Below are 21,727 nucleotides of genomic sequence, written 5' to 3'. Positions count from 1 at the left end.
ATGCTGAGCGAATACTCCGCCATCGAGGGCCGTTCCCTCGGATATTGGAAGGTTCTCGGCGCCATGGTCGCGCTGGTGCTGCTGGGAGCGGCGTCGTTTCTGTACGTCGAAATCCACGGCCACGGCGTCACCGGCATGAACAACCAGATCGTCTGGGGCCTGCCGCACGTCTTCGCCATTTCGCTGTTGGTGATGGCCTCGGGCGCCCTGAACATGGGGTCCATGTCCACGGTCTTCGCGGTCAAGCAGTTCGAGCAGTTCGGACGCTTCTCGGCCTTTCTCTCCATCGCTCTCCTGAGCGGTGGCTTGGCCGTGCTGGTGCTCGATCTGGGTCGGCCCGACAACATGCTCCTGACCATGATCCACATGAACTTCCGTTCCATGTTCACCTGGAACGTCTTCCTGTACACCGGCTTTCTGACCCTGTGCCTGCTCTATCTCTGGACCATGTTCGAGTACAAGCAGTACAAGAAGTTCGTCGGCACCGCCGCCTTTGCCTGGCGTCTGGTGCTGACCACCGGCACGGGTTCGATCTTCGGCGTGATCCAGGGACGCGAAGTGTTCGGTTCGGCGATCACCGCCCCGACCTTCGTGGCCGTCTCCCTCTCCTCGGGTACGGCGCTGAGCATCCTGCTATTGGTCTACACCTTCCGCTACACCAAGCGCGAACTGGATGCGCGCCTGGTCTACGGCATGCGCAACGCCATGATCTTCTTTCTGTCGCTGGTGGCCTATCTGCTGGTGGTCGAGAAGTTCACCCGCATGTACGACCCATCCTCCTACGCGGTCGAAACCTGGATTCTCACCGGTCCGTGGGCCTGGCTTTACTGGCTGGGGGTGTGGGGTCTGGGGGTGATCCTGCCGATGGCGCTGCTGTTCAACCACAACATCGGCAACAGCATCAACGGCGTGCTGATGGCCTCGGCCTATGTGGTGATCGGAACCTTCTGTTTCGTGGGTCACACCCTGATGGCCGGTCAGGCCTATCCGTTCGACCTGTTCCCAGGGTATACCATCTCCAGCGTTTTCCGGGACGGGATCTCCGGAACCTATGTCCCAACCTTGCCGGAGTTGCTGCTGGGGTTGGGTGGCGTCGGCATCGCCGGCGTGATTTATGTGCTGGGGATTCGCTTCCTGCGCATGTTGCCCGCCAGGGGCGAGGCGCCGAAAGGTTGGGAGTTGCCCTGGAACCCGTAAGCGGTCTATGCTAACATGAAGGATGGGGGGTGACCCCCGCACCCCACGACCGTGGACCTCCCTTGTGGAGGTTCCATGGCAAGGGTCCCCGTGTCGTTCGCGGCACGGGGCTTTTTTTGTTTGCGGGGGGATGGTTCACGACCTTTGTCACGTCATCGGGAGGCGCCTCTGCCGTGAAATCCGTGTCACGCCCCATGCGGACCGCCAACCCGTTGAAACCGATCGGTGACGCCGTAGAGGTTCGCGCCTCGACCGGTGAGCGGCGTTTTCTGGGGCTCAAGCCCCTGACCTGGCTCGTGGTCGCGGGCAATCTGCTCCTGGCGTTCGCCATCGTCCATGATGCGTGGCGGATCCAGCGCGCCTGGTCGCGTTCCGAGACGGATGTCGTCGCGCCTGCCAATCCCGTGGCGCCGAAAAACGGGTCGGAACGACCGGCGCAGCTGCATGGCTGGAACGACTGGCATCCGTTCGGTCAGGATGCGGCGGCCAACCCCGTGACGGTCGCATCCGTCAGCGTGCCCGAGGATGCGCCGGAGACACAGTTGAATCTGGTGCTGACCGGCATCCTCAACGGTTCGGGTTCCGAAACCCGGGTGGCGGTGCGGTCGGGTGGCGATGCGGACAAGATCTACGCCATCGGCGACAAGTTGCCGGGGGATGCCCGCATCGTCGCGGTGCGCTCCGATCGGGTGATCCTGGAGAAGGGCGGACACCACGAAACCCTGCGCCTGCCGCGTACCCTCCTGCCGTTGGATGTGAAACTGGCCGGCACGGAGGTTCCACCCCCGGCGAGCGAGGCGGCGGAGCTGTTGCGGGAGCTGCGCGAGCAGTTCCAGACCAATCCGGACGCGGTGTTGGCGCGCATTCCCATGTCCGTCGAGAGCCGGGACGGGGTGTTCGGCGGCTATCGGTTGCTGGCCGGCAGCGAGCCGGGATTGCTGGAAAAATTGGGACTGATGCCCGGTGACGTGCTCACCTCGGTGAATGGGGTGGTGTTGAGTTCACCGGCCAAGGGGATGGAAGCCCTGGGGGGATTGAGCCGGAGTCGGGTGTTGCATGCCAGCCTGCTGCGTGGCGGCAGGGCGATAACCGTGCATCATGAGTTGGGCGGGAATTGATTCAACAGGATTTTCACCACGGCACACCAAATCCGAGGTTCTGATCGAGCGATGCTGGCGCGGGTTGCACGTCTGATGTTGATGGCCGGGATGGTGGCGTTCACCGTTCCGGCGCATGCTGCCGAGTTGACGTTGAACCTCAAGGGCGCGGATCTGACCACCCTGGTGGAGACCGTGGCCCAGGCCACCGGACACAACTTCATCCTCGACCCGCAGATCAAGGGCAAGGTGACGGTCATCTCTTCCAAGCCGATGACCGAAAAGGATCTCTACCGGATGTTTCTCTCCATCCTCGAGGTCCATGGCTACATCGCCGTGCCTACGGACAACGGCGCCATCAAGATCATCCCCGACACCGAAATGAAATACAGCGGCGCCCCCCGCCCGGACGAGGCCACGGACGGCAGCGAGGTGGTGACGCGGGTCTTCAAGTTGAAACACGTCAGCGCCGCCAAAGTTCTGGGCGCCCTGCGTCCGCTGGCCAGTCCCAAGGCGCATATGGCCTCCTACGACGATGGCAACATGCTGATCGTCTCGGACCATGCCGATGTGGTGGAACGGCTGGGGGTGATCGTCTCGCGGGTCGATCAGGCGGACGAGGGGGAGGTGGAGACCCTTGTGCTGATCAACGCCTCGGCGGTGGAGGTGGCGCGGGTGATCAACGCCCTGGAGCAGGGACAGCCTCCCGCGTCTGGACAACCGGCGGGACAGGTGGCCCGTCAGGTGGCGGTGGCCGACGAACGCACCAATTCGATCCTGTTGGGTGGCGACAAGGCCACCCGGCTGAAGCTGCGCACCATCATCACCCATCTGGATACCCCGGTCGAGGTGCGGGGGAATACCCGCGTCGTGCAGTTGAAACACGCCAACGCCAAAAAGATGGTCGATGTGCTCGCCTCCATGGGACAGGACTACCTCAAGAACACCCAGAAGGAGAAAAAGGTCGAGGCGACCGGATTGGTCAACGTGCAGGCCTACGAAGGGACCAACGCCCTGGTGATCACCGCCCCGCCGGCGCTGCTCCAATCGATGCAGGATGTGATCAAGAAGCTCGACGTGCGCCAGACCCAGGTGCAGGTGGAGGCGATCATCGTCGAGGTGTCGGTCTCCAAGGCTGCGGATCTGGGGGTGCAGTGGGGCATTCTCGGGGGCAAGGGCGACAACAAGGGGGTGATCGGCGGCACCAACCTGCCAACGAGCAACGGTCCCGGTCTGGTGCAGATCGGTGGCCTGATCGCCAAGGGGACGGCGGATGCCGCCACCGGCCTGGCATCGACCTCGGGTCTTCTGATCGGCGGAACCAACGGGGATAACTTCGTCGGTCTGCTGCGCGCCCTGAACGGCGACGGCTCCAGCAACGTCCTCTCCACCCCCACGGTCGTCACCTTGGACAACGAAGAGGCGGAGATCATGGTGGGCAAGCGCATGTCGGTCTCCACCGGCCAGACCACCACCATCCAGGGGGGCAACCCCTTCACCACCATCACCCGGGAGAACGTCGGCCTCACCCTGAAGGTCCGGCCCCAGATCAGCGAGGGGAACGTGGTGCGCATGGAGATCCACCAGGAGGTCTCCGAGATCGGCCTGGTGGACTCCTTCGGCAACCGCGACACCAACAACCGCGCCATCAAGACCTCGGTCCTGGTGGACGATCAACAGGTGCTGGTGTTGGGCGGGCTGATCAGCAGCGATCGGAAGATGAGCAACAAGCGGGTGCCGATTCTCGGGGATCTTCCACTGCTCGGCATGCTCTTTCAGGTGGAGGAGGCGACGGACGAGAAAAAGAATCTGATGGTCTTCCTGCGTCCCACCATCCTGCGTACCCGCGAGGATGGCATCCATCTTACCCACGAGAAGTACCGGGCCATGCGCGATCAGCAGTTGTCCGCGCCGCGCGGACGCGGACCGGTCACCCTGACCGATCAACCGCCCCTGTTGCCCGAGATCGGCGGACTGCGCATGGAGCGCGGCCTGGGTGGTGCGGACCGAACTTCCGGGGAGTCCGAGCCCGCCAGGCCTCTGGTTCGCCCCTCTCCGGTGCGCGAGGAACCCCTCCAGGATCACCCGACTGACGAACCGCCGGTCAAGAAGGAGAGCAGGAAGACCAAGCCGACCGCCAACAAGGGGAAATCCACCCCCGGAGCGGATCAGCCGGTGGTCAAAGCATCGAAAAAGACCACCAGGAGGCCCACCCCTGCCGTGACGGATGCGCCCTCGGAGGGAGGGAGTTCCCGAGTTCCCGAGGGAGGGAGTTCCCGAGGTCCGGAGGGTGGGAGTTCCCGAGGTCCGGAGGGTGGGAGTTCCCGAGGTCCGGAGGGTGGGAGTTCCCGAGGTCCGGAGGGTGGGCCACAAAGCGGCCTGCGCCAGTTGAACGGCCTGACGCCGCGCATCTCCGCCTGGCGCGACGACCAGTTCGATGCCTCGGATCATGTCAACTGACGCCTCTCGGTCCCCGTCCCCGCACCGGAGTCCGGTGCTCTCCTACTCGTTCGCCAAGCGGCATGGCGCCCTGGTGTCGGGTGTCGAGGAGCATGGCGTGCGCGTGCACCACCGTCCCGATGTCCATCTCGCGGTGTTGTTGGAGCTGCGTCGCGCCCTGCGTCGCCCGTTGCATCTGACCGAACTGGCGCCGGGCCCCTTCGAGGAGCTGTTGCGACGCACCTTCGAGGCCGGCTCCTCCCAGGCCATGGAGGAGATCGGAGCCCTGGACGAGGATCTCGATCTGGAACGGGCCGCCGAGCAGATCGGCGAACCGCGCGATCTGGCCGACAGCGCCGACGATGCCCCGATCATCCGCCTGATCAACGCCCTGGTGACCGAGGCGGTCAAGAAGGGGGCCTCGGACATCCATCTGGAACCTTACGAGGATCGGCTCGTGGTGCGGTTTCGCATCGACGGGGTGCTGCGCAAGGTGCTGGAGCCGAAACGAAGCCTCTCCCCGCTGATCGCCTCGCGCGTCAAGGTGATGGCCCGGCTCGACATCGCCGAGAAACGACTGCCGCAGGATGGACGCATCTCGTTGCGCATCGCCGGACGACCGGTGGACGTGCGCGTCTCCACCCTGCCGACCGGTCACGGCGAGCGGGTGGTGATGCGCTTGTTGGACAAACAGGCCGGACGGTTGACCCTGGAGGAGTTGGGCATGGTCCCGGCCATGCGCGATGCCCTGGACCGGTTGATCCATCGTCCCAACGGCATCATCCTGGTCACCGGTCCCACCGGTTCCGGCAAGACCACCACCTTGTATGCGGTGCTCAAGCGTCTCAACGAAACCAGCCGCAACATCATGACCGTCGAGGATCCCATCGAGTACGATCTGGAGGGGATCGGTCAGACCCACGTCAACACCAAGGTGGATCTCACCTTTGCCCGGGGGTTGCGGGCGATTCTGCGCCAGGATCCGGATATCGTCATGGTGGGGGAGATCCGCGACGTGGAGACCGCCCGCATCGCGGTGCAGGCGAGTCTCACCGGCCATCTGGTGCTCTCCACCCTGCACACCAACAGCGCCATCGGCGCCGTGGCCCGGTTGAAGGACATGGGGGTCGAACCCTATCTGCTCTCCTCGAGCCTGACGGCGGTGTTGGCGCAACGCCTGGTGCGGCTGCTGTGCGAGGCGTGCAAGGAGCCCTGTCCGGTCTCCCGTCAGGAGTGGTCCGATCTGGCCTTGAATGGCGGTTCCTGGTCTCACATGCCGGAGCGACTCTATCGCGCCAAGGGGTGCGAGGCGTGCCTGGGGAGCGGTTTCATCGGGCGCGGCGGGGTGTATGAGCTGGTGGCCATCGATGACACCTTGAAGGGACTCATCCACGACAACGCGGGCGAACGGGAGTTGATCGCCCACGCGCGCGGCTTTTCGAACAGTCTGCGTGACGACGGCTTGCGGTTGCTGCACACCGGACGCACCACCCTCGAGGAGATCATGCGGGTGTCGCGGGAGGATTGATCCGTTCGCTGCCGGGTCGTTTCCCCAAGTTGTGCCAGGGGGATCCGGCTGCGCTCAATGCCAGAATTTCAACACCGTGATGATGATCCCCGCCGTGGTCAGGTTGATCCCGAACGACCAGATCATGAAGCGGTCGATCCTCTGGGTCAGCGACTCGAACCGTTTATCCACCTGCTCGAAGCGTCGGTTCATCTCGGTCTGCATCATCTCGAACCGCTTGTCCACCTGCTCGAACCGCTTGTCCACCTGCTCGAACCGCTTGTCCACCTGCTCGAACCGCTTGTCCACCTGCTCGAACCGCTTGTCCATTTCGGTCTGTATCATCTCGAGCCGCTTGTCCACCTGCTCGAGCCGCTTGTCCACCTGCTCGAACCGCTTGTCCACCTGCTCGAACTGCTTGTTCACCTGCTCGAACCGCTTGTCCACCTGCTCGAACCGTTTGTCCACCTGCTCGAACCGCTTGTCCATTTCGGTCTGCATCATTTCGAAGCGCTTGTCGATCTGCGCCAGCTGTCTGTCCACCTGCGCCAGCTGTTTGTCCACCTGCTCGAAGCGCTTTTCCATCATGAAGAAGCCCTGCTGCATCAACTCCCGTTGATGCTTAAGCTCCTCTTCCACCCGAACGATCCGTTCGCGCATCTCCATTTCATACATCGAGGTGGATTGATCCAGACCACGCTCGATCAGCCAGCGGTTGAAATAGGGCTGAAGACTTGAGGCGAGTTGTTCGATCTCAAAGGGTTGCAAGGTCATGCTCGGCTCCTGTCATCCAAAGGTCAAACAGTCCCATCGTTCCCATCCCTTCAGCCCATCCACTCCCCGGGCAAACAGCCCCACCATCGTTTCCGTTCCGTCCATCAACTTCCCGGCAGGATCCTCGGCACGCGCGGGGCGCGCAACCGGAAGGCATCGGGCATGCCGGATCCCAACAGAGGGGTGAGATAGAACTTGAAGGCATCGGTCACGTCTGTGCCCTGGGGGGTGATGAAGGCGTCGGGCATGATGCGGGTTTTTCCCGCCACCGAGATCATCGGATCCAGGCGATACTCCACGGCGTAGTGTCCGACGCGGTGCAGGGTCACGGTGCCGCAGGCGTTGTTCCACAGGGCGAACTGGCAGGCCTTTTCACCGACCTCGCGCGCCTCGCGTTGATCGACATCCGACACCACGCCCAGAAACGATCGTTGCAGATAGCCGAAGGTGTCGCCGCGCACCCGTTTGATGCCCAGATTATCCCGGATGGCGTTGGTGAGCAGATCGGCCAGGGCGCCGGTTCCGGAGAGTTGGACGTTGCCGTGGGCATCTTTTTCCAAGGTGCGGGCCAGCATGGAGGAGAGGATCGGGGTTCCCTCGGCGTCGTGGATCCCCTCGGAAACGGCGATGACGCAGCGTCCCAGTTTGTCGTAGATCGATTTGACCTCGGAGAGGAACTGTCCGATCTCGAAGTTGCGTTCCGGCAGGTAGATCAGATGCGGACCATCATCGCGACACTTGCGGCCCAGGGCCGAGGCGGCGGTCAGGAATCCGGCGTGCCGGCCCATGACCACCCCGACATAGACGCCGGGCAGGGCGCGGTTGTCGAGGTTGATGCCGGCAAAGGCGCTGGCCACGAAGCGTGCCGCCGAGGGGAAGCCGGGGGTATGGTCGTTGACCATCAGATCGTTGTCGATGGTCTTGGGGATGTGGATGGTGATCAGATCGTACTGGGCCTTCCTGGCGAAGTCTTCGACGATGCGCAGGGTGTCGGAGGAGTCGTTGCCGCCGATGTAGAAGAAGCAGCGGATGTTGTGGGCCATGAGCACCTTGAGGATTTCGGCGCAGTATTTTTCGTCCGGTTTGTCGCGGGTGGAGCCGAGGGCGGAACCGGGGGTGTCGGCGACCCGTTCGAGGTTGTGGGTGGTCTCTTGGGTCAGGTCCAGGAAATCCTCGTTGATGATGCCGCGCACGCCGTGCAGGGCGCCGTAGACCCGTTCCACCCTCGGGAATTTGCGGGCTTCGAGGACCGCGCCCACCAGGGATTGATTGATGACCGCCGTGGGACCACCGCCTTGCGCGACCAGAACTTTACCGGGTTTCATGCCTGATCCTTCCTAGATAATGGACTTGATGAATGTCGATGATGCTCACCTCATGAAGCCGTGACCGGTCTTCATGTCTGTGGATACTATTGGTCATTCCGGCGCGTCATGCAACCATTTTGTGCGATGGGAGAGCTGGAATGCGCCATGGAACAGGTGGGGTTGTTCGCCGCGTGCGTACAGGGTCGGCAGCAACCAGTCGGGACGGCCCGAGGTGGCGGTCAGGGGCAGAAGGGCGCGTCGGGCGCGGGTGAGTGCGGCATCGACCCGTTCGCCTTGGGCGAGCGCGGTGTGCAGCGTGCCGAAAAACAGCCGTGCCGCGTCGTTCTCCAGGGTTTCCGGCCAGGCGAGGGCCATGGGGAACTCGCCGGAGGCGATCAGCCCCTGACAGAGCGCTCCGGTGGCGGCCAGGGGCGGGGATTTGCCCTGTTCGCGTCCGGAGACGATCAGGATTCCGGCCCCGGAGAAACGCAGCAGTTCGTGGGCGATCTCCCGTGCGGTGCGGGCATCGACCAGGCGGTCTTCCGGCTCCTCGAAGCCGAAGAATCCCTGGGTGCCTCGGATCAGGGCAGGTCCGGAGAGGTGGATCGCGTGGGGTTGATGGGAATCGATCTCCTGGCGGAGCGCGTCCCAGGTGCCGTTTTCGACCACCCGGAGGTCGGTGCGCGGGGCATCGGGTTGGGAGTTGTCCGGCAGGCAGGCTGCGAAGGCATCCCGAGCCTGGGTGGTGGTGGCGATGGGGAATCCATCCGGGGCGCTGGCCTGGAAGAGCAGTCGCAGCGGACCGGGGGAGAGGGCGCGGCAGCGGTTTGCGGGTGGCAGACCCAGGACGCGGCGTTGGATGGCGAAGGCCATGTCCAGTCCCAGGGGATCGCGTTCCGGCGGCAGCAGCGATTCCCAGGGGAGAAGCAGGATTTCGAGTGTGTCGCTGACGATGGCCAGGTTGGTGGTTTGGCCGGCGGGTGGCAGGGCCGGGAGGATCCGTTCCCAGACCGGGGAGAGCCAGGTATGGAACAGTTCGATGCCGATCGCGCGCGTGGCATCTTCGGCCATGCCGGGCGGGCCGGGATGGCTCAGGAGTTGGCGGACCCCATCCACCACCAGCCGCAAGGTGGCCAGTTCGTCGTCGGAGACGGCGCGATCCTCGCCGACCGGTTGGCCGGCGATGGCAATGCGGGTGACATGGATTCCCTCGCCGCGTTTGATTTTGAGTTCGACCGTGACGTTCACGGCGTACACACCCGTCTGGCCCGTTCGCGCGCCTCGCGTCGGATCTCCGCCTCGTCCGGCACGACGCGGTTTCGCATCAGGATCCGGCCAGCGACGATCATGGTATCCACCACATGTCCGGTGGCCGAGTAGACCAGATTGGAGATCAGATCGTGTTCCGGGGTCATCTCCGGCTCGTGGTGGCGCAACAGCAGCAGATCCGCCGGCGCGCCGACGGTGAGTTGACCGGTCTGGCCCACCAGCGGGGCTTTGGCGCCGGTCGCCACCTCCCACACCTGGTGGGCGGGCAGGGCGGTGGGGTCGTGCTGGGCGTGTTTTTGGATCAGGGCGAGGAATTTCATCTCCTGGAACAGATCGAGGGTGTTGTTCGAGGCTGCGCCATCGGTGCCCAGGGCGATGGGAATGCCGCGCGCCTGGGCGCGGGCGAAGGGGAAGACCCCGCCCACGGCGAGTTTCATGTTGGAGACCGGATTGGTGACCAGGGTCGCGCCTCGTCGGGCGATCAGATCGAGTTCGTCATCATCCAGCCAGACGCCGTGGGCCAGGATCACCCGCGGGGTGAGCAGTCCCTGGCGATCCAGATGGAATGCCGGTCGCACGCCGTGATGTTTCAGGCAGGTCTCGACCTCGTGTCCGGTTTCGGAGAGATGGATGTGGACCGGCAGATCGTGACGCGCGGAAAAATCGGCGGTCCAGCGCAGGCTCTCCGGGCTGACCGTGTAGATGGCGTGCGGGGTGAGGGTGAAGCGGACCCGATCCGAGTAGCGGCCCGACTCCTCGAAGGTGGTTTCCGCCAGCCGGCGGCAGGCTTCTCCCTGTTCGGGGCCGGCCACGTCGATCATCACCGCGCCCACCCCCGCCTTGAGGCCGCTGTCTTCGACCGCCCGCGCCATGCCGTGGAAGTGCCAGTACATATCCTCGAAGGCCACGGTTCCGGAGCGGATCATCTCCAGACAGGCCAGCCGCGCCCCCCAGTAGACATCCTCCTCGTCGAGTCGGGCCTCGGCGGGCCAGATGCGGGTTTGCAACCATTGCATCAGGGGCATGTCGTCGCCGAACCCCCGGAACAGGGTCATCGAGGCGTGGGTGTGGCCGTTGACCAGGCCGGGGGTCGCGGCCAGACCGCCGGCATCCAGGATGGGGATTTCGGGCGTGGCCGGGGTGATCTCCGGACCGATGGCCAGGATGCGACCATCCTGGATGGCGATGTGGACCGGATCCGGGTGATCCGGCAGGCGGGCATCACGAATGAAGAGGTTCATGGCGCGAGCGAGAGCAGGAGGGTTTCCAGAATGAGCAGCAGCGTGGCCTCGTTGGCCTTGACCTGCTCCTTGAAGGCCGAGAAGGTGATGGGGGAGTCATCCAGGCCGTTGGCCAGGTTATCGACCACGCACAGGGCGGCGTAGGGGATTTTCAGGTCTGCGGCCAGGATGCACTCCGAGGCCACGGTCATGCCGACGACGTGGGCATGGGATTGGAACATGCGGATTTCCGCCGGGGTTTCGAAACGGGGCCCCCGTGTTTGCCAGTAGACCCCGCCGTCGTGGGGTTTGGGCAGATCGGTCTGGCCCCAGACATTCAGAAGACGCTGCCGCCAGGCGGCGTCGAAACCGGGGGTCTGATGGCCGCGGGCATCCTCGAACAGGGAGAGGTTGACCCACGGGGCGAGGAAGTCGTTCGGGACCAGGAAGGTTCCCGGCGGGATCTCCCGGCGCAGGCTGCCGACCGAGCTGATGGCCAGGATCTTTTTGACCCCGGCCAGATGCAGCGCGGAGAGGTTGGCGCGATGGTTGATCAGATGGGGGGGCAGATAGGTGCCCAGGCCGTGGCGTTGCAGAAACAGCAGGCCATCCTGTTCGAGCAGCGTGACTGCGCCGTAGGGGGTTTGGATCCGGCGTGGTGCCGCGTCCTGGAAACGGCGCGATTCCAGAAGGCTGGTTCCACCGATGAGCGCGATGGTCATTCCTTGATGAGTCCCGAACCCTGGAGTTTGTTGGGGGTCTGCTCGGGCGGGGCAGAGGGTTTGGGATCGCTCGACCAGAATTTCCACCAGGGTTCCTTGGCATCGTTCTCGGGCGAACGCTTCTCCTGGAGTCCTGCTTCCGCCTCCTTGTGCAGTGCATCCTGTCCCGACAGGAGCGGATCCGGGTGTTCTTCCATCCCGTTCGCCGGGCCGGGCTCGCGGGCGAGCGGATCCCGCAGGGGGGCGTGCAGACGCTCCGAGGGGGCGAGGAAGCCGGGCAGGGCGCCATCCCCGTCGTGGAGCGGTGGGTGATCGTCGAGGGAGGGCGCGGGCGGCGAGGTCAGGGTGGTTTTTTCGCCGCGCGACCAGAATTTCCACCACGGCTTTTTCTCGTCGGCTGAGGAGGGGGACGAGTCGGCGTCTCCAGCGGAGGGTTTGCCCGGTGAGGAGGCATCGGCTGGGGCCGGTCCGTTCGGGTTGACCGCCGGATGGGCATACTGGGTGTCCCAGAGCCAGTGCATCCAACCCTTGTCGCTGTCGGCTTCCGGGAGGGTGGTGGGATCCCAGGGCTTGTCGGAGAAGTTTTTCCGGACATCCTGGACCACGCCGGAGCGGTCGAAGGTGATTTCGACCCGGTTGGCGACCCGTGCGAAGGTGCGCTGCATGTTCTTGAATTTGCGATCCTGGACATACAGCCAGCGGTTGCCGCGGTAGGGGTTGACCAGGGTGGGCGGTCCGAGGAGTTCGAGCACCTGGGCGCGGGTGGTGCTGCCCGCGTGGATGCGGTGCAGGGCGTCCTCGTCGAGAATGACGCCGCTTTCGTGGATCTGTGCTTGACAGCCCGCCAGGGCAAGGGCCACGATGAGTGCGCGCGTCCAGGCCAATGGCATGCGATGTGAGGTTTTGTTCATGATCTTTCCGGGTCTTGAGGGGGTCGGTGGTTACCGGTTCGTTTCATGATACCCTCGGCGGGAGGCGGGAGCCAAGTTTCCATGTGGTGGTTGTGGCGGAATCGGGAGAAAAATCGGATCGGACGTGCTTCCAGGAGCCGGATCATGGCTCTGCACGATCGGATGGTGACGGAGGCGTTGGGTTGGAGCGCCGGAGACCGGCTCGGGGTGACGGATGATTTCCCGTTGCGTTTCGACGTGATGATCCTGCTCGTGGCCGGGGTGGTGCATCGGCTGCATCATCGTGGCGAGAACGAGGTGGCCCAGGCGTTGTGGGATATGACCTTCGAAGGGTTGGAGGAGAGTCTGCGCCAGCGCGGGGTGACCGATCTGAGCATGGCGCGGCGCATGAAAAAACTGGTGCGTCAGGCCACGGGACGGCGCGATGCCTTTCTGGCCGCCTGGGACGCGGGCGACGGGGCGGCATTGCGTCAGGCGGTGGCGCGCAACGTGTTGAACGGCGCGGATCCGGACGACCCGCGGGTGACCGGGCTGATCGAGGGGGTGGCGGCCTTCGTGGCGGGCGTGTGAGCGTGTTTCACGCCTCGCCGGGCTTGCCGTCGGCCAGGCAGACCCGGTTGCGTCCGCCGCGTTTGGCGGCATAGAGGGCCAGGTCGGCGCGCTGCATGAACGCGTCCAACGTTTCGTGTTTGTCGCGGAAGGCCAGGCCGCAGCTGATGGTCACCTTTTCACCGGCCATGGCGCCGGTGAAGGTCAGGGCGCGCACCTTTTCCAGAATCCGTTCGGTGATTTTTGTCACCCCCTCCAGATCCGCGGCGATCAGAAAGATCACGAACTCCTCGCCTCCCAGGCGCACCGGCACATCCTCGATGCGCACGCTCTCCAGCAGTACCCCGGCCACCATTTTGAGCACCACGTCCCCCTCGGGGTGGCCGAAGGTGTCGTTGACCCGTTTGAAGTGGTCGATGTCGAAGGCGGCCAGGGCCAATCCGGACTGATGGCCGCGATCGTGCAGATCGCAGAGCCGGGCCACGGCGTCGCGCATGTAAAAACGGGTATACAGGCCGGTCAGTTGATCGCGGGTGGAGATCTGATAGAACTTCTCGCGCTCCTTGTTGAGGGAGTGGAAGATGATTTCCCGTTCCAGCGCCACCCCCAGCGGCAGTCCGAGCTGTTCGAGGATGGAGCGGGTTTCGGGATCCAGGGTGATCGTTTCGGTCAACCCCAGGGTGGCCACCCCATCGACGTTCGGCTTGCCCGGCGCGAAGAGGGGAAGAATCAGCGTTTGCACCACCTCCGGATCGGTCGCCTCCTCCGCGCAGGGGGAGCCTGAAACAGAAAAGAGCAGGGAGCCATCCGGCTGGCGCCACGCCTCGAGCGGAATGCCGAGGCGCTCGCGCAGGGCCGCCGGCGGTTGCGCCATCGCGCCGCGATAGTGGGTCTCGGGCCCGAAGCGGATGGTCTGGTCGTGGAGCAGGCCATGGAAACGCAGGGTCTTGACCGGCAGCAGCGGCATGGCCGAATGCAGAAGGGTGTTGACCACTTCGGAGAAATCCCGGCTCATCACCATCCGTTCCATGGATTTGCGCAGCAGGTCGTTGAGCATCACCAGGCGTTGCACGTTCGAGCAGCTGTGGGTGATCAGATACAGGCCGCAGTCGATCTCCTTCAAGCGGGTGAAGACGAACGGGATCAGCCGTTTCGGGATGATGCTGCCGTGCTGGGGGGCGATGAGCCGCAAGGGGAGGCTTTCGAGCTTGAACAGACCGTGCAGCAGAATCTCCCGGCTGGGCATGTAGTGCTCATGAAAAAAGCGGATTCCTTCCATCACCCGTTCGTCCTGGGCGAACAGATGCAGGGTTTCGGTGAAGCCGCCGAACAGGTCGCTGGAAAAAAGGATGCCCGTGGACTCCTCGAAGGTGCAGAAGGCGCCCGGCGAGTGCAGATAGGGGGTGAAGATGAATTTCAGGATTCTGCCGTCCAGATCGAGTTGCCAGCCGTTCTCCTCGATGCAGAGCATGGGCATGCGCAGGGCGTAGTGTTTCAGGAGGGCGTTGATGCGCCAGTGGCTCACCACCGTGGCCTGGGGGTGACGGTCGGGCATGCGGTCGATGATCGGCAGCACCCCGGCGATGTCCGGGTCCTGGTGTTGACAGACGAAGTAGCGGATCTGGTGGAAGGGGATGATCTTCTGGATTTTCTCCAGCACGATGGGAAACAGCAGCACCGAACCCGGATCGATGAGCACCGAGTGGTCGCCGTGGACGATCAGATAGACATGACACTGGAAGGAGTCGTCCCCCATCAGCGAGCCGACCCACCAGACCGATTCGGCGATCCGGACCGGATGATCGGGGGCTTCGAGGGTGAGGGGATCCAGGTTGGGGTTGGCGGTGGTCACGGGTCTGCTCGTCCTTCAAGGGGGAGAAAGGTCGATCGTGCGAAATCGGCAAGGTCCGCAAATATATATCCTCCGTTATACTTCATTCGTCAAGTCCGATGCACGGAAGATTCCATGCGCCGGTGTTGGAATCGATTGGTGGAAAGGTCGGTTTTTGCTATCATGGTGGCAGTCGGGACCGGAATGTCGGGGTGGACGGGCGCGGAGGGATCGGATCAGGATGAGAGGCTTTCGTTTGATCGGCACGGAATTTCCGGGCATTCAACCAATTCGCCAACATTAAAGCATGGTGAGCAACCGTGAATCGTGATGACACATCCCCCGACCGATGGCTCGAGGAGGCGATGAATCGTGCGCTGGAGGCCGATCGGGATGCCTTTCTGAGCGTGGCCGAGAGCCGTCGGGAGGCCGAGGCGCTGTTGTTGGAGGCGCGTCGGGTGGCGGCCTCGATTGAGGCGCGCGCGGACCGACGCATGGCGACCATTCAAAAGGAGCGCGCCAGGGCCCTGCGTCGTCAGCTCGACGCCCTGCAACGCCATCATCGTCGCGCGGCGCTCTTCAAGGAGGAGGGGGGGGACGCCCCCGATCCTTTGGTTTGGGCCGAGTCCGGCGTGGCGGCGCGACGGCTGGCGGCTCTGCTGACCGGCGGGGCGGAGCGTTGATCCGATGAGCGATCCCGGTTTCGCGCGACTTCAGGCCCGGTTGCAGGCCCGGCACGGCGAGCGGTTGACCGCGGCGCAATGGAACCGTCTGGTCGGGGTGGTCTCGCTCGAGGCTTTTCTGGCGCGCGCCCGTGAAACCTCTCTGGTCACCTGGCTGGAGGGGGTGGATCCCAGGGGGGATGTCCACCATCTGGAGGAGCGGATGCGACTGGCCTGGATCCGACATGTGGAGCGGGTCGCCGGCTGGACCCCCGAGGCGTGGCGGGATGCGGTGCGCTGGTGGGCGGTGTTGCCGGATCTGGAGGTGGCGGCCTGGCGGGCGCGACGTTCGGGTCCGGATCACGCCTGGTTTGCCCGGCTCGAGGGGTTGGAACGGTTGGAGATGCCCGCCGACGTGACGGATCCCTTCGCGTGGTGGATCGAAGCGTGGCGGGATCACTGGCCGGATGGGGGAGCGGATGAACGAACCTGGTCCGCGCTGACCCGATTGGCCCGTCAGGTGGTCGCCACGCTGGGCGCGGGCGAGCCCGCCGGAAGCACCGATTGGATCGGAGCCCAGCCGCGCGTCCTGCTGGAGCGGCAGTTTCGCAAGCAGGCGTTGCGACCGGGCGCGGTGTTCATCCATTTGGGGCTTGCCGCCCTGGAGTTGCTGCGGTTGCGTGGCGCGTTGTGCCGGCGCGCTTTGTTCGTTCACGCGGAGGCGGCGTGATCGCCCGTCCCAGAGCGGCGCGCTGGTTGCGGCTTCTGGCCGTGGACGACGACCTGCCCCTGGGACTGGAGACCCTGGCGCGCGCGGTGCCGTTCGAACCCGAGGCCGTGACCGGGGATGTCCGACCGGTGCTTACCCCGGAGATCCTGGAACGACTCAAGCGGTTCGATGGTCTGGTCGAGCGTTTCCGGCTCGGCTGGCCCGAGGCGCTCGGAGAGGCGGAAATCCCGCCGATTCCCCACGCCGCGCCGTTGCAATGGCTCGACGGGGCCCTGGCGGCGCTCGAGGCGTGGGGCGCCGAAGCCGAACCGCTGATTCAACTCGAACACGAACAACGGGCCCGCGAGGCCGAGTGGCTGCTTGTGCGGGATCTGGCCGGGGCGCTGGGAAGCGGCGGGTTGCGACTGGAGCCGTTCGGACGGGATTGGGCCGGATCGGTCGGGGTGCGCGGCGTGATCCATGCCCTCCCCCTGGACGCCCCGCCACTCGTGGGGGTTCCCGGCCTGCTGACCCGCCTGCTGCATGGGGAGCGGTGCGTGTTTCTGCTGGCCGTGGGGCGCGAGCAGCCGTTGGCCGCCCTGTCCGAGCAGGTGGCGGCGCTGCATGGCCGTTCGATGACGTTGCCGGAGTGGGCAAGCGGCACCGGACCGGAGGTGGCCGACAAGGCCGCCAGACGGCTGCAAATCACCTCGGCCTGGATTCGTGAGATCCAGGATCGTCTCCTGGCCATCGGCGCGCGCCATCGGGTCGCCGCGTGGATTCAGGCGGTGCGCCATCTGAAGTGGTATTTCCAGGCCGCGCGCACCGTGGGAGCCGGGCAGACCCTGCACCGCTTCGAGGGGTGGGTGGCGCCGGGCATCGGGGCCGCCGAGGTGAACGGGCATCTGCGCCGGGCCGGGGTGCGGGGATTGGCCTCCCTCGCCGATGACGGGCCGGGCGATCCGCCCCTCACCCTGGTCAACCCCTGGTGGGCCAGGCCGTTCGAACTCTTTCCCCGGCTGCTCGGCATGCCGGGCCGCGACGAGGTGGATCCGAGCCGGCTTCTGGCCGTGGTGGCGCCGCTGCTGTTCGGATACATGTTCGGCGATGTCGGTCAGGGGGCGGTGCTGCTCGGTGTCGGCATGGCGTTGCGCAAACGTCTCGAGGCGGCCTGGCTGTTGATCGGCGGTGGGGCTGCCGCGATTTTTTTCGGTTTTTTGTTTGGTTCCCTGTTCAGTTCCGAGGCGATCCTGCCGCCCCTCTGGCTCCATCCCACCGCCCACCCCCTGGCGGTGCTGGCCGCGCCCCTGACCTTTGGGGTCGGGTTGATCCTCACCGGCGTGGCCTTTTCCGCCCTGAACGCCCACTGGAGCGGTCACGGCCCGGCCTGGTGGCGTCACGAGGGCGGGGTGGTGTTGATTTATCTGGGAGCGCTGCTCGCCTTTTTCACGCCGATCGGGTACGATCTGGCTTTGCTGGGCTTGGGGCTTTTCGTGGTCGGCAACGGCCTGGACGCTCCGGCCCGGCTGCCGGGACGGCTGGCCCATCTGCTCGAAACCGTGCTGCAACTCGGGGTCAACACCTTCTCTTTTGCCAGGGTCGGCGCCTTCGCTCTGGCCCATGCCGGCCTCTCCCAGGCGGTGGTGACCCTGGCCGATCTGGCCGGCGGCGGGGTGGCCGGCGGGATGGTGCTGCTGTTGGGCAATGGCCTGATCCTGGCCCTGGAGGGGCTGGTGGTGTCGGTGCAGACCACCCGCTTGATCCTGTTCGAGTTTTTTGTCCGGTTCCTGACCGGCGGCGGGCGACCGTTTCGACCCCTGCCACCACCGGATTGACCGTGCTCTTAATTTTGATTCTTTTGCGGAAGGAACGGCCATGTCGCCACGCGCCAAGATCGCCATCGCCCTGACTCTCTTCACCGCCATTCTGGCCGTTGGGGCCAGCCTGGTTCTTTTCATCGCACCAGCCGTCGCCGGCGCTCCCGCGGCGGGAGCCTCGGGCGGGTCGCTGGATCCGGGCATGGGCTATCTGGCCGCGGCCCTGGCCACCGGGATTTCCGCCCTGTCCGCCGGCTATGCGGTGGCCAACGTCGGCGCTGCCGCCATCGGCGCCATCACCGAGAAGCCGGAGTTGATGGGCCGCATGCTGATCCTGGTGGGACTGGCCGAGGGGATCGCCATCTACGGTCTGATCGTCTCGATCCTGATCCTGAATCGTCTGGGTTGAATGCCCGCGCCGCTCTTCATCGGGGATGAGGTCGATGCCGCCGCCTGGCGTCTGACCGGCGTTCGCGTGCGCGATGTCGGGCCGGGCGAGGTGACCCGCGCGGTGGAGGAGGCCCTGGCCGGCGATTGGGAGCTGGTGCTTCTCTCTGCCTCCCGCGCTGGGGAGTTGACCCCCGAGCTTATGGAACGGTTCTCGGCCTCCGTGCGTCCTCTGACCCTGGTGGTGCCGGATGCGACTGGACGGTGGCATCCTCCGGATCTGGAACGGCTGGTGCGGTCGCGTTTGGGAATGGTCTCATGAAGCACACCTTGAACCAGATGCTGGACTTCGTGGAGTCCCGACGGGTGGAGGAGCGGGAGCGGATTCTGGATCAGGCGCGCGTCGAGGCGGCCCGTCTGATCGCCGAGGCGCACCGCAAGGCGCGGGCGCGGGTCAAGGAGATGGTCGCCCAGGAGCGGCGACTGCGGGAACAGGCGTTGCACGGCGCGCGGGTGCGCGCCGAGATCGAGCGACGCAACCACGAGATGCGGCTGACCCAACGCGCCCTGGAGCAGGAGCGACGTCTGTTGGAGGCGGCGCTGCTGGCCCGCTGGCGGGATGAGGAGGGTCGGCGCGCCTGGCTTGGAAGCGGTGTCGATCAGGCGTTGACGTCGCTGCCGGGCGGTACGTGGGAGATCGTCCGGCCCGCGGCACTCCCTCTGGAGGATCTGGCGTTTCTGCGGGCGCGGATCCGGGCGGGAGGGGTGATCGAGGTGGTGGAACGAAGCGATCCGACGCTTGTGGCCGGTATCCGGATCGGTTGCCGGGGCGCCTGGTTCGATGCGAGCCTGGCGGGCGTGCTCGCCGATGGCCAGGGGATCGAGGCGCGACTGTTGGCGCTGATGCGTCAGCCGTGACGATTGCGATGGATCGGGACAGCGCGCGGGGTGGTGCGTCTCCCCATCGGGGTGATACGATCCGACCCGATCGCGGGAGGATGGTCCTGCTTGTTTTGATTGGCGACACGAAAGAGGTGATGCATGTCTGAAAACGAATTCTCCCTGCCCATGCCCGAAGGCTCCGCGCGACGTCTGGCGGTGGGCTGGTTCTGTCTGTCGCTCTACTCGCTGATCGGCGCCGGGCTGGTGGTGATCCTGATTCTGATCGCCCGCATGCCGATGATCCATGATCTGATCCCCTGGACCGGCTCCTTCAAGACCGCGCTGGTGGTGCATGTCGATCTGTCGGTTCTGGTGTGGTTTCTCTCCGTTGCCGGCCTGCTGGCGAGCCTCAACCTGCGCCAGGGGAGCGGACGGATCGGTCTGGCGGCATTGGGGGTTTCGTCCATCGGCGCGCTGTTGATCACCTTCGCGCCGTTTCTGGGGGTCGATGCCCCCTTCATGAACAACTATGTGCCGGTGCTCGAGAACGGCGCCTTCTTTCTCGGTCTGATCCTGTTTCTGGTCGGCGTCGGGGTGATGGCCCTGCATGCCCTGCTCACCCCCCGTCCCTCGGAAGGGTGGTCGAGCGGCGCCGGGGCGCTTCGGTTCGGCGTGCAGACCGGCCTGTTGATTCTGGTGGCATCCCTGATCTTCTGGTCGTGGAGCTATCTGGTTCTCAACAAGGGGCTGGATGGTCTGCTCTACTACGAGGCTCTTTTCTGGGGCGGCGGACACGTCCTGCAATTCACCCATACCCAACTGGTGATCGTGGCCTGGCTGTGGCTGGCCACCGCCGGAGGCGGAACCCATTCGCTGACTCCGAGGGTCGCGGCGTTCCTGTTTCTGTTGGGGGCGCTCCCGGTGCTGGTCGCGCCGGTGCTGCACGCTCGTTACCTGCCCGGCGAGGCCGCATTTCAGGTGGGCTTTGCCGATCTGATGAAATACGGCAATGGCGTCGCCGCCCTGCCAGCCGGACTCGCCGCCTTTCTGGCCTGGCGGAACAGCGTCTCCACGGATCCCCATGCCCGACCGTTGCGCCTGGCCCTGATCCTGTCGTTGGCGCTGTTTGGTCTGGGTGGCGGAATCGGTTACATGATCAAAGGGGTCAACGTCACCATCCCCTCCCACTATCATGGTTCGATCGTCTCGGTGACCGTGGCCTACATGGGGTTGGGCTATCTGCTGCTGCCGCGTCTGGGGTTCGCGGCGCCTCCGGTTCGGTTGACGCTCTGGCAACTCTGGCTCTATGCCGGTGGATCGATGCTGCACGTATTCGGTCTGGCCTGGTCCGGCATCCTCGGGATCCAGCGCAAGACCGCCGGCGAGGCCCAGGGTCTGGACACCCTCGCCAAGAAGATCGCCATGGGGGTGACCGGCGCCGGTGGCGCCATCGCGGTGATCGGCGGCATTCTGTTCATCGTTATTTGTTGGCGGGCGCTGCGAAAACGGGCGGAAAACCGGGCCTGAAGCACGGATTGCAACGATCGGGATGTTTTGTCTCTTGCAAATCGTTGCTCTCCATGTCTGACTTCTGGTAATCTGTGCGGATGCATCCATCGGTCATCAACCGAGGAATTCCCGCGAGGGAGCTCCTCGGGTGGGGTCTCCCCCCCCATCATCCATTCATTTGAACGCGGGTAGTCGATATGCAGGATCGTGTCGCCATTGTCACCGGATCGAGCAGCGGTATCGGGCGGGTCATCGCCGTGCGCCTGGCCCAACTCGGAGCCCGGCTCGTTCTGATCAGCAACGAATCGATACGGCTTCTCGAGGCCCTCGAGGAGGTGCGCGCCATCTCCCCCGAGTCCGAGGCATTCGAAGCCGATGTGACCTCCTCGCCGTGTCTGGAGGAGTCGCTTAAACTGACTCAGGAGAAGTTCGGACGCATCGACATCCTGGTGAACAACGCCGGCATCACCCGCGACGGACTGTTGGTGCGCATGTCGCCCAAGGATTGGGACCGGGTGCTCGAGGTGAATCTGACCAGCGTCTTCCATATGACGCGCATGGTGCTCAAACCCATGATGAAGGCCCGCTACGGACGCATCGTCAACATCGCTTCCGTGGTTGGCGTCACCGGCAACCCGGGACAGGCCAACTACGTGGCTTCCAAGGCGGCCCTGATCGGCTTTTCCAAGAGCGTCGCGCTCGAAACCGCCTCCCGCAACATCACCGTCAACTGCGTCGCGCCAGGATTCATCCGTACCGCGATGACCGATGCGTTGAATCCGAAAGCGAGAGAGGCTATTCTTTCCCGAATTCCCCTGGGTACCATGGGCGAGGCCGAAGACGTGGCCAACGCGGTGGCGTTTTTGGCCGCCGAACGTTCCGGGTACATCACGGGCGAGACCATCCACGTCAACGGAGGTCTTCACATGGCCTGAAGC

20 protein-coding genes are annotated in these 21,727 nt (G+C 64.8%); 13 read left to right on the top strand and 7 right to left on the bottom strand.

Annotated elements, in window-relative coordinates; genetic code table 11:
* The 4 genes from nrfD (at position 1) to gspE (ending at position 6,261) form a co-directional block, all read left to right on the top strand.
* Positions 1-1,197 (top strand): NrfD/PsrC family molybdoenzyme membrane anchor subunit, encoded by a 1,197-nt coding sequence (nrfD, locus tag ACOY6C_RS08100; protein ID WP_420904972.1) that lies wholly within the window; start codon positions 1-3, stop codon positions 1,195-1,197.
* A gap of 173 nt (positions 1,198-1,370) precedes the next feature.
* Positions 1,371-2,315 (top strand): type II secretion system protein N, encoded by a 945-nt coding sequence (locus tag ACOY6C_RS08095; RefSeq protein ID WP_420904971.1) that lies wholly within the window; start codon positions 1,371-1,373, stop codon positions 2,313-2,315.
* 51 nt (positions 2,316-2,366) lie between these two features.
* Positions 2,367-4,754, top strand: coding sequence for a type II secretion system secretin GspD (gene gspD / locus ACOY6C_RS08090; RefSeq protein ID WP_420904970.1), 2,388 nt, complete (start codon positions 2,367-2,369; stop codon positions 4,752-4,754).
* Complete coding sequence (gene gspE / locus ACOY6C_RS08085) at positions 4,744-6,261, top strand: type II secretion system ATPase GspE (RefSeq protein WP_420904969.1); 1,518 nt, start codon at positions 4,744-4,746, stop codon at positions 6,259-6,261. The genes gspD and gspE overlap by 11 nt, the downstream gene beginning before the upstream one ends.
* A 54-nt stretch (positions 6,262-6,315) precedes the next feature.
* Here the strand turns inward: gspE and ACOY6C_RS08080 are convergent, their stop codons facing one another.
* The 6 genes from ACOY6C_RS08080 to ACOY6C_RS08055 form a co-directional block, all read right to left on the bottom strand.
* On the bottom strand, positions 6,316-7,014 hold the full coding sequence (locus tag ACOY6C_RS08080; RefSeq protein WP_420904968.1) for a hypothetical protein: 699 nt from the start codon (positions 7,012-7,014) through the stop codon (positions 6,316-6,318).
* 104 nt (positions 7,015-7,118) lie between these two features.
* Positions 7,119-8,339 (bottom strand): 6-phosphofructokinase, encoded by a 1,221-nt coding sequence (locus ACOY6C_RS08075; protein WP_420904967.1) that lies wholly within the window; start codon positions 8,337-8,339, stop codon positions 7,119-7,121.
* Positions 8,340-8,432: 93 nt separating this feature from the next.
* Positions 8,433-9,569 carry a CHAT domain-containing protein gene (locus ACOY6C_RS08070; protein ID WP_420904966.1) on the bottom strand — a complete coding sequence of 379 codons (1,137 nt, stop codon included), beginning with the start codon at positions 9,567-9,569 and terminating at the stop codon, positions 8,433-8,435.
* Positions 9,566-10,831: an amidohydrolase family protein gene (locus ACOY6C_RS08065; protein ID WP_420904965.1), complete on the bottom strand. Its 1,266-nt coding sequence runs from the start codon at positions 10,829-10,831 to the stop codon at positions 9,566-9,568. The genes ACOY6C_RS08070 and ACOY6C_RS08065 overlap by 4 nt, the downstream gene beginning before the upstream one ends.
* Positions 10,828-11,532, bottom strand: coding sequence for an MTAP family purine nucleoside phosphorylase (locus ACOY6C_RS08060; RefSeq protein ID WP_420904964.1), 705 nt, complete (start codon positions 11,530-11,532; stop codon positions 10,828-10,830). Before ACOY6C_RS08060 ends, ACOY6C_RS08065 begins: the two co-directional genes overlap by 4 nt.
* Complete coding sequence (locus ACOY6C_RS08055; RefSeq protein WP_420904963.1) at positions 11,529-12,443, bottom strand: outer membrane protein assembly factor BamE; 915 nt, start codon at positions 12,441-12,443, stop codon at positions 11,529-11,531. The genes ACOY6C_RS08060 and ACOY6C_RS08055 overlap by 4 nt, the downstream gene beginning before the upstream one ends.
* A gap of 144 nt (positions 12,444-12,587) precedes the next feature.
* On the opposite strand from ACOY6C_RS08055, the gene ACOY6C_RS08050 reads away from it, so the two are divergent.
* Complete coding sequence (locus tag ACOY6C_RS08050) at positions 12,588-13,013, top strand: ubiquinol-cytochrome C chaperone family protein (protein ID WP_420904962.1); 426 nt, start codon at positions 12,588-12,590, stop codon at positions 13,011-13,013.
* Between the two features lie 7 nt (positions 13,014-13,020).
* Here the strand turns inward: ACOY6C_RS08050 and ACOY6C_RS08045 are convergent, their stop codons facing one another.
* Entirely contained in the window at positions 13,021-14,844 is a 1,824-nt protein-coding gene (locus tag ACOY6C_RS08045; protein ID WP_420904961.1) for an oxygen-binding di-iron domain-containing protein, read from the bottom strand.
* 299 nt (positions 14,845-15,143) lie between these two features.
* Here ACOY6C_RS08045 and ACOY6C_RS08040 point away from each other — a divergent pair, with 299 nt between their 5' ends.
* The 8 genes from ACOY6C_RS08040 (at position 15,144) to fabG (ending at position 21,724) form a co-directional block, all read left to right on the top strand.
* Positions 15,144-15,506 carry a hypothetical protein gene (locus ACOY6C_RS08040; protein WP_420904960.1) on the top strand — a complete coding sequence of 121 codons (363 nt, stop codon included), beginning with the start codon at positions 15,144-15,146 and terminating at the stop codon, positions 15,504-15,506.
* Between the two features lie 4 nt (positions 15,507-15,510).
* Positions 15,511-16,215, top strand: coding sequence for a hypothetical protein (locus ACOY6C_RS08035; protein ID WP_420904959.1), 705 nt, complete (start codon positions 15,511-15,513; stop codon positions 16,213-16,215).
* The gene (locus tag ACOY6C_RS08030; RefSeq protein ID WP_420904958.1) at positions 16,212-18,029 is read left to right on the top strand and encodes a V-type ATP synthase subunit I; all 1,818 of its coding nucleotides are present in this window, start codon (positions 16,212-16,214) and stop codon (positions 18,027-18,029) included. Before ACOY6C_RS08035 ends, ACOY6C_RS08030 begins: the two co-directional genes overlap by 4 nt.
* A 40-nt stretch (positions 18,030-18,069) precedes the next feature.
* Complete coding sequence (locus tag ACOY6C_RS08025) at positions 18,070-18,420, top strand: ATP synthase subunit C (RefSeq protein ID WP_420904957.1); 351 nt, start codon at positions 18,070-18,072, stop codon at positions 18,418-18,420.
* Positions 18,421-18,720: a hypothetical protein gene (locus ACOY6C_RS08020; protein WP_420904956.1), complete on the top strand. Its 300-nt coding sequence runs from the start codon at positions 18,421-18,423 to the stop codon at positions 18,718-18,720. It abuts the gene before it with no gap.
* Positions 18,717-19,316, top strand: a complete 600-nt coding sequence (locus ACOY6C_RS08015) for a hypothetical protein (RefSeq protein ID WP_420904955.1) — start codon at positions 18,717-18,719, stop codon at positions 19,314-19,316. Before ACOY6C_RS08020 ends, ACOY6C_RS08015 begins: the two co-directional genes overlap by 4 nt.
* A 123-nt stretch (positions 19,317-19,439) precedes the next feature.
* On the top strand, positions 19,440-20,807 hold the full coding sequence (locus tag ACOY6C_RS08010) for a heme-copper oxidase family protein (protein WP_420904954.1): 1,368 nt from the start codon (positions 19,440-19,442) through the stop codon (positions 20,805-20,807).
* 179 nt (positions 20,808-20,986) lie between these two features.
* Positions 20,987-21,724 carry a 3-oxoacyl-[acyl-carrier-protein] reductase gene (gene fabG / locus ACOY6C_RS08005; protein WP_420904953.1) on the top strand — a complete coding sequence of 246 codons (738 nt, stop codon included), beginning with the start codon at positions 20,987-20,989 and terminating at the stop codon, positions 21,722-21,724.
* Positions 21,725-21,727 lie beyond the last annotated feature (3 nt).

Origin of the sequence: Candidatus Magnetaquiglobus chichijimensis, assembly GCF_045865675.1 — a bacterium.
GTDB lineage: Bacteria > Pseudomonadota > Magnetococcia > Magnetococcales > Magnetaquicoccaceae > Magnetaquiglobus > Magnetaquiglobus chichijimensis.
Note: the sequence above shows the minus strand (reverse complement) of the source record. Positions and strands in the feature narration are given on the sequence as shown.